Raw genomic sequence first — 12,189 nt, 5'->3', positions numbered from 1 at the left:
GGAAGACCATGGCATTATCATGCGGGCCATCGGTATAGCCGAGGAGTTGAGGCGGGAAAGTGACGAAGCGTGCGCACAAATGTCGCCACGTTGCTGCCACGGGCACCCTCTACTATAATACCGCCAAACTGATCCGGCAGGGAACCAAAGTTCATTCCACCTTTCCTTACTGCCGATTTTTTGACACAAAGTACTGCACCTCCATGCACCGGGGCCCCGGCAGGGGTGGGCGGCTACCGCGTGCGCCGAACCGATGGTGCGGATATTGCAACTCATTGGTTCGTATCGGGGTGTCCCCTGAACTTGAGAGCGGATTGGTGCAACTTGCGTGATGGCCGTCCAATGGAAGTTTATCTGGCGCAACCGCGCGGCTTTTGCGCGGGGGTAGTGCGTGCGATCGAGATCGTGGAACGGGCGCTGGAGAAGTACGGCCCGCCCGTCTACGTGCGCCATGAGATCGTGCACAACAAGTACGTCGTCGAGAGCCTGAAGAACAAGGGCGCGATCTTCGTCGAGGAACTGTCGGAGGTGCCGCCGAAGGCGGTGACGGTCTTCAGCGCTCATGGCGTCGCCCGCAGCGTCGAGGAAGAAGCGGCCGCGCGCGACCTTCCGGTGCTCAATGCCACCTGCCCCTTGGTCACGAAAGTTCACAATCAGGGGAAGCGCTACATCGCCAGGGGCCGCACCCTGATCCTGATCGGCCATGCCGGCCACCCCGAGGTCGAGGGTACGATGGGCCAGGTTCCCGCCCCCGTACTGCTGGTCCAAAGCGTTGAAGAGGTTAAGGCCCTTGAGCTGCCGGCGGATACGCCAGTGGCCTATATCACCCAGACCACCCTGTCGGTGGATGACACAAAGGACATCATTTCGGCCCTGCAGGCCCGCTTTACAGATATTCAAGGCCCGGATATCCGGGATATCTGCTATGCGACACAGAACCGCCAATCTGCGGTAAGGGACTTGAGCAAGCTGGTCGACGTGATCTTGGTGGTGGGCGCTGCCAATAGCTCGAATTCGAACCGGCTCCGCGAAATCGGCACTGAGGCCGGTGTCGCGAGTTATCTGATTGCCGACGGCAGCGCGCTCAATCCGGAGTGGTTGAAAGATGCCAGAACCGTCGGTGTCACGGCTGGCGCTTCGGCGCCCGAGGTACTCGTGGATGACGTGATCGAAGCAATGCGGCGGATCGGACCGGTCAAGGTCTCGGTGCTCCCGGGCCGCGAGGAAAACATCGAATTCCGGCTTCCGGCCGAACTGGCTGCGAGCTGACCCACCCGAATTTCAAGCCCAGAAAGAAACTTGTAATGGCTATCCCCTTCTTCAAGGAAATGCGTATCGGCGGCTATTTGATCAAGCAGAAGCTGCTTGGCCGCAAGCGCTATCCGCTCGTGCTGATGCTGGAACCGCTGTTTCGCTGCAACCTCGCCTGCGTCGGCTGCGGCAAGATCGATTATCCGGATGCGATCCTCAACCGCCGCATGACGGCGCAGGAGTGCTGGGACGCGGCCGACGAGTGCGGTGCGCCTATGGTTGCCATTCCCGGCGGCGAGCCGCTGATCCACAAGGAGATCGGCGAGATCGTGCGCGGCCTCGTCGCGCGCAAGAAGTTCGTCTCGCTCTGCACCAACGCGCTGTTGCTCGAGAAGAAGCTCGATCTGTTCGAGCCCTCGCCCTACCTGTTCTTCTCCGTGCATCTCGACGGCCTGAAGGAGCACCACGACAAGGCCGTGTCGCAGAAGGGCGTGTTCGACCGCGCCGTCTCCGCGATCAAGGCGGCCAAGGCCCGCGGCTTCACCGTCAACGTCAACGCCACCATCTTCGACGGCCACCCGGCCGAAGAGATCGCCAAATTCCTCGACCTGACCGTCGAGCTCGGCGTCGGCGTCTCGATGTCGCCGGGCTACGCCTATGAGCGCGCGCCGGACCAGGAGCACTTCCTCAACCGCACCAAGACCAAGAAGCTGTTCCGCGACGTCTTTGCGATGGGCAAGGGCAAGAAGTGGAATTTCATGCATTCCGGCCTGTTCCTGGACTTCCTCGCCGGCAACCAGGAATACGAGTGCACGCCTTGGGGCATGCCCGCGCGCAACATCTTCGGCTGGCAGAAGCCCTGCTATTTGCTCGGTGAAGGCTATGCAAAAACCTTCAAGGAGCTGATGGACACCACCGACTGGGAGACCTACGGCACCGGCAAGTACGAGAAGTGCGCCGACTGTATGGCCCATTGCGGCTACGAGCCGACGGCGGCGACCGCCGCCATCAACAACCCGCTGAAGGCGATGTGGGTGTCGCTGCGCGGCATCAGGACCACGGGTCCGATGGCGCCGGAGATCGACATGTCCAAGCAGCGTCCTGCGCAGTACATCTTCTCCGCGGAAGTGCAGAAGCGCCTGTCGGAGATCCGCAAGGACGAGGCCGCCGCCGCACAGGAGAAGGCCGCACGGAAGGCGTCGACCGCCGCGTAAGCGCGCTAGTCCCACCAACAAGAAAAGGCCCGATCGCCAATGGCGACCGGGCCTTTTGTTTTTAGTGATCGCAGAACCCGCTCAGGCCGCCTCGGAGACCAGCGCCTCGCTGTCGACCAGTTCGGTGCCGATCAGGAAGTCGCGGCAGCCGCGCAGGCTGCGTAGCGCGCGGTTGAAGTCGAGGCCGGTCGAGACCAGTCCGTGCAGCGCAGTCGGGTTGCGCGCGATGCCGCGCAGCACGGCCAGCACGTCGATCTGGCCATTCGGCTTGATGGCGGCGCGGGCGAGCGCCGGCAGCGCGCGATGGGCGGGATCGCTGATGACGCGGACCGCGGCGAACGGCAAGCCGGCCTCGGCGGCGTAGGCCGCCGCGATGTGGCTTTCCATGTCGACGGCGGCCGCTCCCGTCTCCGAATGCAGCGCCGCCTTGCAGGAGCGCCCCGTGACCACTTCCTCGGCACCCGCGAGGCTGCCGCGCACAACGCGGCGGCGCCCCGACGTCAGGCGGTCGATGAGGTCGTCGCCGAGCGAGAGGCCAGCGGCCCAGCGGGTATCGCCCGCGAGCACCTCGGTCGCCAGCACGACGTCGCCGGAGCGCAGCGTCGGGTCGAGCCCGCCGGCCACGCCGAAGGAGATCACACCGCGAATCGTCTCGGGATCCAGCACCGTCAACAGCGCCCGCAACTGGGTGGGGCTGCTCGACGAACAGATGACCGCCATGCCAGGCCCGGCCGCTATGCGGGCCTCCTGAACCAGTCCAGTCACGATCAATATCGGCCGCGGATCAACGGTTTGACCCGCGGTAAGATAGTCCCCCGTCCCCAAAGTCACATTCCGACCCCTACCACCCTGCTGTTGGTGTTCCGCAAGTTCCGATACCGCGCCAACGCCCACAGCGGGAAGAACTTCGGATAACCATGGTACCGTAGATAGAATACACGGGGAAAGCCCGTGGCGGTGTACCGCTGTTCGTCCCACAGTCCTTTTTCGTTCTGTGTTGCAATCAGGTACTCCACCCCGCGGGCGACGGCCGGGTGATCAACCTCGCCAGCAGCCATCAAGGCAAGCAAGGCCCATGCCGTTTGCGAGGCGGTCGAGGGGGCGGCCTCCCAGCCCCGGTAGTCCAACCGGTAGCTGACGGCATCCTCGCCCCAGCCGCCGTCCTGGTTCTGGATCGAGGCCAGCCAGCCGGCGGCTTTCCGGATCATGGGATCGTCATGGCGGACGCCGGCCATGTTGAGGGCGCACAGCACCGACCAGGTTCCGTAGATGAAGTTCAGGCCCCAGCGGCCGTACCAGGACCCTTCGGAGTGCTGGGTCTTGCGCAGGTAGGCGATCCCGTCCGCGACATGCTTGCTGGTCTCCGCGGTCTCGCCGAGCTGGGCCAGCATCGAGACGCAGCGGGCGGTGACGTCCTCGGTCGGTGGATCGAGCAGTGCGCCATGGTCCGAGAACGGGATGTTGTTCAGGTAATATTCGAGATTGTTGACGTCGAAGGCGGCCCAGCCGCCGTCGTTGCTCTGCATGCCCTCGATCCACTCCCGGGCACGGTCGATCGCGGCGTCATAGCCGGCCGCACCGTGCTCCCGGCGCATCCGGTCCATCGACATCACGACCACCGCGGTGTCGTCGAGATCGGGATAATGGGCATTGTTGTACTGGAAGGCCCAGCCGCCCGGGCGTACGTCGGGCCGCTTCACCGCCCAGTCGCCCTTCACCTCGAGCTCCTGCTTCGGGATCAGCCAGTCGAGACCCTGCTTGGCGGCCGGCACCGCCTTGTCGCCGCCGGCTTCGAGCAGCGCGTGGGCGGTCAGCGTCGTGTCCCACACCGGCGAGACGCAGGGCTGGCAATAGGCTTCGTCGTCCTTGATCACGAGCAGCTTGTCGATGCCCCGGCGCGTGATCGCGCGCGGCGGGAAGTTCTCGTCCTTGCCGAGCGCGTCGTACATCATGACGATGTTGGCCATCGGCGGATAGATCGCGCCCATGCCGTCCTCGCCGTTCAGCCGCTCCTCGGTGAAGGCGAGCGCCGCGTCGATGGCGCGTTTGCGCAGGCTCTTGGGAAACATTGGCTCGACCACGCGCAAAATGCCGTCGAGCGCGCGGAACAGCACGAACCAGGCCATGCTCTGGTGCGGCGCCTTGGCGGTCATGCCGATCGAGCGCGGATCCTGCAGGAACAGCTCGTCGATGCCGACGCCCTTGGGATTCTTCGCCCGTGGCTTCAGCGCGGCGATGACCATCAGCGGCACCATGGTGGTGCGCGCCCAGTAGGAGATCTTGTTGATGTGGAACGGCGACCAGAACGGCAGCAGCACGATCTCGATCGGCAGCACCGGTACCGCGCGCCAGGTCACGACGCCAAACATCGCAAGCATGAAGCGCGTGAAGACATTGCTGTGAATGGCGCCGCCGCGGGAATGGATCGCCTCGCGCGCACGCACCATGTGCGGCGCGTCGATGGAATCCCCGATCATCTTCAGCGCGAAATACGCCTTGACGCTGGCGCTCATGTCGAACTCGCCGTCATGCACCAGCGGCCAGCCGCCATGGGCGCCCTGCACGCGGCGAAGATAATTGGCGATCTTGGCTTCGAGCACGGCATCGACCGGCTCGGCGAGATAATGGCGCAGCAGGACGTATTCGGCCGGAATCGTGCAATCTGCCTCGAGCTCGAACACCCAATGGCCGTCGGGTTGCTGGAAGCCGAGGACGCCTTCGGTGGCCGACGCAATGCTCGATTCCAAGTTCCTGAATTCTTGGGCTTCGCGGCTGGTCGCGTTCACGGAATCCATCTCGCTCGATTGCTCCGATAGTCGATTGAATGGGCCGAAATTGACTGGGACAAATGCCCGTCAGGGCCGCCTGTCACTATCGCTTGGCGGCCAGAACCAGATCGGCGGCGCGATCACCGGATCGGACCGATCCCTCGATGGTTGCAGGCAATCCCGTAGCAGTCCAATCGCCTGCAAGAAACAGGTTTTTCAGCGCAGTGACCGGCCCTGGACGCAGGGCATTCTGCGCCGGCGTCGCCGCAAATGTGGCACGGCGCTCGCGCACGATCTGCCAGGGGGGCAGCTCGCCGGAAACACCGCCCGCCTTGCAGACGTCGTTCCAGATCGCCTGCGCGAGTTCCTCGCGCGGCATGTCGACCAGACGGTCGCCGTTGCTGATGGTGACGGACAGCCGGTTCGGGAACGAAAACAGCCATTCCACGACGCCGCCGATCACGCCGAGGATCGGTGCCGATCCCGCCGGCGGCTCGACGCGGAAATGCGCATTCACGATGGCGCGGAATTCGGTCGGCGTCTTCAGGCCCGGCAGCAGGTTGGAGGCAGCGCGCGGCGGCACCGCCATCACGACGACGTCGCCTTCGCTGATCTGGATCACATCCTCGCCGCCGAAATTCAGCGCGCCGACCTTGCCGTCATGGGTCGCAAACGAGCGCAGCTCATGGCCGAGCTGAACGCTGTGCCCGCGCCCCTGCAGGAACGTCACGGCGGGCTCGATCAGTACCGCGCTGAGCCCGTCGCGCGCGATCAGGGGACGGCAGGCCTGCCCGCCGGCGAGCAGCGTCTCGCGCACGATCGCGCCGGCAAGCCCCGCCGAGCCTTCGGGTGGATCGACGTTGAGGGCCGCGAGCAGCAGAGGCTGCACCAGGCGCTGATAGAGAACGCCTTCGCACGGAATTGACTTGCCGACCAGCGTCTCTTCCGATGCCCAGATCAGCGGCGCCAGCTTCAGATAATCGGTCAGCGCAGTGTCGGGGACGCGGCGGCTCTCGTCGAGCACCCAGGTCGGGAGCCGGCCGTCGCCGAGGTCGATCTGCCAGCGCTGCCCGGTCTTGAGATCGACGAAGGGAAACTGCGCGCGCTCCGGACCGACGAGGCCCGCCTCGGTCCCGATCGAACGCGCATAGGCGCGCGCATGGCTATTGCCGGACAGCAGCAGATGGTTGCCGTTGTCGATGGTGAGATTGGTGGCGCCGTCGAAATAGGAACGGCAACGGCCGCCGGCCTGCTGCGTCGCTTCGTGCACGGCGACCTTGAAGCCGGCATTGGCAAGTCGCACGGCGACGGAGAGGCCGGAGATTCCAGCGCCAATGATGTGAGCTGTTTTTTGCATCAGATGAGAGCGTATCGGAGCAGGATGGCGATACGTGTGATCTTCGACACACGCACCGGCTCGCGCGGCGCGTTGAACCCGCGCGCGATCAGGAGATCCAGAATGGCATGATAGTATTTCGACATCATCCGCGGCGCGCGCACCGCGCGGCGCCGGTTGCGGTTCATGATCTCGTCCGACTTCTCGAAATACACCTTTGCGCGCTGCGCCAGTGGCAGGCAGACCTTCGGCAGCGCGCGCTCGACGATCACGCGGTCCGGATCGTTGGAGGTGATGCCGGCATGCAGCAGCGCTTCGCGCGGCAGATAGAGCCGGCCGAGGCCCGCGTCCTCGTCGATGTCGCGCAGGATGTTGGTGAGCTGGAGCGCGCGGCCGAGATGATGGGCAAGCTCGATGCCGTCTTCTTCTGGCAAGCCGAAGACCCGGACCGACAGCCGCCCTACGGCGCTCGCGACGCGATCGCAGTAGAGATCCAGCGTCGCCATGTCGGGCGCGCGGATGTCCTGCGGCACGTCCATCTCCATGCCGTCGACGATGGCGAGGAAATCCTCGCGCTTGAGGCCGAAGGTCTTCACCGAGGTGACGTAGTCCTTCAGCCGCGGCGGCGGATTGCCCTGGTAGAGCGCATCGATGTCGTTGCGCCACGCCTGAAGGGCGGCGAGCCGTTCGTCGCGCGGGCCATCGGAATCGGCGATGTCGTCGACCTGGCGGCAGAAGCTGTAGATCTGGAACATCGCTTCACGCTGGTCGTGCGGCAGGATGCGCATCGCGGCGTAGAACGAACTGCCGGATGCGGTCGAGCCATAATTGGCGCCGGGCGAGGTCGCCTCAAGCGTCATGTGCAGTCCCCGGTCTGGAAATGGCCTTGCGTCCGACCGTGCGGCGGCCGACTTCGCCGATCATGCCGGCGAGGCTGAAGGTGAGGAGCTCGAGCTTGTTCAGGTGCACGCGCTCGCGCAGGGGATCGCGCACCTTCAACAGGCGCACGATGCGGTCGGCATAGGCCTGGATCACCGAGACCTCGACGCCGAGGCGGAAATCCCGGATCTCCGCAGCTAGCGACCTGCCCTCGGCGAGCAGCGCTTCGTTGCGGACGGCGAGAGCCTGAAGGCAGGCCAGCATCGCCGGTGGCGACTGCGCCAGTCCGAGCTGCTCGACCGAGGCGCCACTCGCGGCCAGCGCATCGCGCGGCAGATAGACGCGGTTGAGCTCGCGGAAATCCTTGCCGCAATCCTGGAGGTGGTTGTTGATCTGCAGCGCTGCGCAGAGCGCATCTGACGCGGCCCAGGTCGAGGTGCTCTCACCATGGACGTCGAGCATGAAGCGGCCGACCGGCATCGCCGAGTAGCGGCAATAATGGATGACCTCGTCCCAATTCTCGTAGCGCAACTTGGTCACGTCCATACGGAACGCGATGAGCACGTCGAGCGCGTGGCGCGACGCCATGCCGCGTTCGGCCAGTGCGTGCCGCAGGCTGACGGCCTCGGCCTGGGTGTCGCCTTTGCCGAGCAATTCCGCCTCGAGCAGGTCGAGATAAGCGAGCTTCTCGTCCGGCGGCAGCGTGGCGTGGTCGGCGATGTCGTCGGCGGTGCGGACGAAATTGTAATACGCCAGGATCAGCGCGCGATGACGCGGATGAATGATCCAGGACGCGACGGGAAAATTCTCGTCGCGCTCACCCTTGCCGGATCGCAATTCGCTCGCAGAGGTCATCGAGGGCTGGTCTACAATCGTTTGGACAGGAAGGGCTTTTTCGCTCGCGCGAGCCCGTGCGGGCGATGCCGCCGCGGCCCCCATATAGGGGAATACGGCCGCAAAACCAATCCTGTCTCTCGATGGCTGCCCTTTGCGGATCAGGTCCGAAAAGGCGGCCCCGGGGCCGCCTTTTGTGGGCCAGTGGCCGAGCTTACTGGTTGTGGTTCTTCAGGACCTGGTCGCAGGCCTGAGAGATCTTGGCCCGGTTCTCCTTGAGGCAGGCCAGGATGGTGAAATCACCCTGGTCGATGACCGGACGGCAGAGCTTCTGCACATCGCGCGAGCAGGCCTTCTGCTCGGCGTCCGTGCCGCGCCCTTGCTGGGCGAACGCTGCGGTCGAGAGGGAGGCCGACAGCAAGGTGAGAGCGACGAGAAGCTTACGCATTGTATTCCTTCATTCTGACGGCAGAATCGCACCAATCCCGGACAGCACAGGGCGACGACCGGAGCGGATTGTTCTGATGGCAAGTCGCCGCGGGAGGAGCGGCCTCGGAGAAGGCACAAGCACTGGCAAATGCGGCCAAATTGGCGCCACGTCCACCAAATCAGGGCTTCCCTGCGTCTTCTCTGGCAAATGTAAGAGACTGATACTACGTCATAATTCAGGTGCGCCGCGTTTTGCTGCGCACCTGTTGCAGAGCTGCATCTCTCGATACCGCCTCGGGACCAAGAAACATGCCGAAATACGACAAATCGAGAGGTGGAAGCATGGCGCAAGGCGTCGTGAACTGCCATCTCTGGCAGTCGGGCATTGAACCTGTCACTGGCTCGGAACACTAAACTTTCGATGTGGCGAGACGTTCTTCGTGAGAAGCGGACGTCGTTCTAAACGGGATATTTTGAGATGAAATTCTTTGGACGGACTGAACTGGCAATCAAGGCGGCCGGCATCGGCGCTGCGCTGCTCTTCTCGGTTTCGACAAGTCAGGCTCAGTCGTCCGGACCGTTTGCAGGTTTCGAGGGCGCATGGACCGGGACGGGTACGGTGTCGCTGTCCGACGGCTCGACCGAGCGCATCCGCTGCAAGGCGGACTACAAGGTTGCCGGCACCGGTCTCAGTCTCAAGCAGGCGTTGCACTGCGCCTCCGACAGCTACAAGTTCGACCTCACCAGCGATGTGACCAGCCAAGGCGAGCGCATCTCCGGCAATTGGAGCGAGACCAACCGCAACATCTTCGGCAATCTCCAAGGCACCGCCGGTGGCGGCCAGATCGAGGTGTTCGTCGAGGCCAACGGATTTGCCGCCAATTTGTCGCTGCGCACCAACGGCACCAAGCAGACGGTGCAGATCTCATCCAAGGGCGAGATTCGCGGCGTCAACATCACGATGACGAAGGGCTGACAGCTCTTACCGCTTCGAAGCGACAAGCCCCGGTTCTCGCGAACCGGGGCTTGTTGTTTTTCGGAGGCGCGGCGCAATCGTCCGGACCGCGCCGATTCCGTGTCCGATGGATGCAGCCGCTCAGATCGCCGGCTTGTCGGTGCCCTGAAGCTTGGCGTGCAGATTGATCAACCACATCGCCGTCGGCCGCAGGATGAAGAGGTCGGCGACGAGCGCCATCACCATCGAGAAGGCGCTGAGCCAGCCGAACAGCCGTAGCGACGGCAGATCGGAGAACACCGTGACGACGAGACCGCAGGCCAGCACCAACGTGGTCAGGATCAACGCCGGGCCGACCAGCACGGTCGCGCGCTCCACTGCGAGCGCCGAGCCGACGCCCGGCTTGCTCTCGAGCCTGAGGCGGTTGAGGAAGTGGATGGTGGCGCTTAAGCCCAGGCCGAACGAAACGGTCAGAGCTACGACACTGGCAAATTGCAGTCCCTCGTCCATCGCCCACAGCACTGTTCCCGACATCACGACGGGGAAGATGCCCGGCAGGATGCAGGCGAACATCACGACCCAGGAACGGAAGGCAAGGCCGATGAAAATCGCGACCAGCGCGAATTCGACGGTGAGCCCGCGGTTGAGCTTCTCGATCATGCCGGCCGAATTGCGCGCGGCAATCGCGGCAAGACCCGTGACCGCCACTTCATAGCCGGGATGCTTCTTGCGGACGGCGTCGAGCTCGGTATCGAGCTTGTCGACGATCGGCAGGAGCTGGCTGGAATCCTTGTCCGGCACGCGACCTGCGACCACGACCGCGTCCTGCTCGGCATCGATGAACCGGCGCACCAGATGCTCCGGAATGACGCTGACATATTCCTTCAGGGTCGCGACGTCGGCGCTGCCGGCCTTGTCCGCGAGCCAGCGGCGCAGGGTCTCGACCGACCAGACATTGCCGACACCGGCGGCCTTCTCCACCGTCGCGTGCACGTCCGCGATGGTCTGCAGCGTCTCCGGCGAATAGAGCGATTCACCCTTGGGGAACTGGATCAGAACGTTGACCGGGTTGGCGCCGGTGAGCTTGGCGTCGAGCCGGTCGCTGGCCGCGACCGCTTGGCGCTTGTCCGGCACCTGGTCGGCGAGCCGGTAGCGCGGCTCCAGATTTGCGTAGATGACGCCGAGGCCCGCCACGAACACCACCGCGATCAGGCTGAACAGGCCGGGACGGCCCACCATGCGCACCGCGATCCAGTAGCAGAAATTACGCAGCGCTTGTACGCCGGCATCCGCGCTCTGGAACTTGGTCGCAAAGACCTTCTCGTTGCGCACGAGCAGCACGCCGAACACCGGCACGAGCGACAACACCGCAACCAGCGCGATGATGGTGGCGGCGAGACCCGCCTCGCCGAACTTGCGGATCAGATCGGAGTCGGAGAACTGGAGCGCGATGAAGGAAATGCCTGCGGTGCCGTGCGTCAGCACGCAGGCCGGTCCCACCACCAGCACCGCGTTCTTGAATGCGGTGAACTTGTCCTGGCCCGCGATCAGCCGGTCGCGGGCGGCGAAGGTGAGCTGCATCGAGTCCGAGAAGCTGATGACCATGATGAGCGGCGTCATCACGTTCAGGAACATGTTGAGATTGAAATTGGCCCAGCCGAGCGCGCCGAGCGCCAGCAGGATCGCGATCATCGGCGGGAACGCCGCCGCCACCATGAACGAGATTTTGCGGAAGAAGATGATGGCGATGACACAGCCGGCGAGAATGCCGAGGATGTTGTAGGTGAGCCCGTCGCGCTCGACCGCGTTGCGGATCTCGAGCTGCATCACCGGCACGCCGGAAAGCTGCACGTTGAGCCCGGTGTCACTGAGGTCTTCCTTTATCAGCGCGCGGATGTCGGCGACGGTCTTGGTCAGCTTGTTGGAGGCGACCACCTCCGGATCGAGCGACAGCACGATCAGCGCCAGCGTGCCGTCCTCGGACAACAGCTTGCCGCGGATGATCTCGTTGGCTTTGACGCCCTCGATGAACTTGTCATAGGCCTCGCCCTCGGGCAGCTCGGGCGGGAACAGTGCGGCGGGAAGCTTGCCCGGAGCGGGCGCCTGACGCGCGGAGAACAGCGAGACCAGTCCGCGCGTACCCTCGACCAGCTGCATGTCGGTGACGAAGTCGCGCAGCTTCTCGAGGTTGTTCCGGGCCAGCAGGGTCTTGCCCTCGACTACGACGAGGACATCGAATTCCTCGGCCGGGAACTTCTTGGTCACCGCTTCGTACTGGCGGAATTCCGGCGTGTTGGACCGGAACAGCTGCGACAGCGAATCGTCGATCTTGATCCGGTGGATGCCAAACACGGCGCCGACGATCAGCACGAGCAGGACGACGCAGGAGACGATGGGCGCCCGGACTGCGATCAGCCCGATGCGCTCCAGCCCGAAGGCGATCGAGGACGCAGGTCCCTGCTCGACCTTGTCGACATGAACCTCACTCTCGCTGTGCTTTTCGAGCATGCCTTGTCCAGTTCC

Annotated in this window: 10 protein-coding genes; 3 read left to right on the top strand and 7 right to left on the bottom strand. The window is 64.2% G+C overall.

Features of this window, described 5'->3' with window-relative positions; translation table 11 throughout:
• The first annotated feature begins 342 nt into the window (after nucleotides 1-342).
• Entirely contained in the window at nucleotides 343-1,269 is a 927-nt protein-coding gene (gene ispH, locus AC0L23_RS05495; protein WP_035993095.1) for a 4-hydroxy-3-methylbut-2-enyl diphosphate reductase, read from the top strand.
• 35 nt (nucleotides 1,270-1,304) lie between these two features.
• Nucleotides 1,305-2,465, top strand: a complete 1,161-nt coding sequence (gene hpnH, locus AC0L23_RS05490) for an adenosyl-hopene transferase HpnH (RefSeq protein WP_007593619.1) — start codon at nucleotides 1,305-1,307, stop codon at nucleotides 2,463-2,465.
• Nucleotides 2,466-2,546: 81 nt separating this feature from the next.
• On the opposite strand, the gene AC0L23_RS05485 is transcribed toward hpnH, so the two are convergent.
• The 6 genes from AC0L23_RS05485 to AC0L23_RS05460 form a co-directional block, all read right to left on the bottom strand.
• Complete coding sequence (locus AC0L23_RS05485; protein ID WP_026233265.1) at nucleotides 2,547-3,296, bottom strand: phosphorylase; 750 nt, start codon at nucleotides 3,294-3,296, stop codon at nucleotides 2,547-2,549.
• Nucleotides 3,293-5,260, bottom strand: coding sequence for a squalene--hopene cyclase (gene shc, locus AC0L23_RS05480; protein ID WP_085362345.1), 1,968 nt, complete (start codon nucleotides 5,258-5,260; stop codon nucleotides 3,293-3,295). Before shc ends, AC0L23_RS05485 begins: the two co-directional genes overlap by 4 nt.
• Before the next feature lie 76 nt (nucleotides 5,261-5,336).
• Nucleotides 5,337-6,590: a hydroxysqualene dehydroxylase HpnE gene (gene hpnE, locus AC0L23_RS05475; protein WP_085362344.1), complete on the bottom strand. Its 1,254-nt coding sequence runs from the start codon at nucleotides 6,588-6,590 to the stop codon at nucleotides 5,337-5,339.
• Nucleotides 6,590-7,429 carry a presqualene diphosphate synthase HpnD gene (hpnD, locus tag AC0L23_RS05470; protein WP_018456923.1) on the bottom strand — a complete coding sequence of 280 codons (840 nt, stop codon included), beginning with the start codon at nucleotides 7,427-7,429 and terminating at the stop codon, nucleotides 6,590-6,592. The genes hpnE and hpnD overlap by 1 nt, the downstream gene beginning before the upstream one ends.
• Nucleotides 7,419-8,303 carry a squalene synthase HpnC gene (hpnC, locus tag AC0L23_RS05465; protein ID WP_018456924.1) on the bottom strand — a complete coding sequence of 295 codons (885 nt, stop codon included), beginning with the start codon at nucleotides 8,301-8,303 and terminating at the stop codon, nucleotides 7,419-7,421. Before hpnC ends, hpnD begins: the two co-directional genes overlap by 11 nt.
• A gap of 193 nt (nucleotides 8,304-8,496) precedes the next feature.
• Nucleotides 8,497-8,730, bottom strand: a complete 234-nt coding sequence (locus AC0L23_RS05460; RefSeq protein ID WP_007593627.1) for a hypothetical protein — start codon at nucleotides 8,728-8,730, stop codon at nucleotides 8,497-8,499.
• 459 nt (nucleotides 8,731-9,189) lie between these two features.
• Here AC0L23_RS05460 and AC0L23_RS05455 point away from each other — a divergent pair, with 459 nt between their 5' ends.
• Nucleotides 9,190-9,687 (top strand): hypothetical protein, encoded by a 498-nt coding sequence (locus AC0L23_RS05455; protein WP_018456925.1) that lies wholly within the window; start codon nucleotides 9,190-9,192, stop codon nucleotides 9,685-9,687.
• A 120-nt stretch (nucleotides 9,688-9,807) separates the two neighbouring features.
• Here AC0L23_RS05455 and AC0L23_RS05450 read toward each other — a convergent pair whose 3' ends face one another.
• Nucleotides 9,808-12,174 carry an efflux RND transporter permease subunit gene (locus tag AC0L23_RS05450; RefSeq protein WP_018456926.1) on the bottom strand — a complete coding sequence of 789 codons (2,367 nt, stop codon included), beginning with the start codon at nucleotides 12,172-12,174 and terminating at the stop codon, nucleotides 9,808-9,810.
• Nucleotides 12,175-12,189 lie beyond the last annotated feature (15 nt).

The organism is Bradyrhizobium sp. MI1.4 (genome assembly GCF_055811315.1).
Note: the sequence above shows the minus strand (reverse complement) of the source record. Positions and strands in the feature narration are given on the sequence as shown.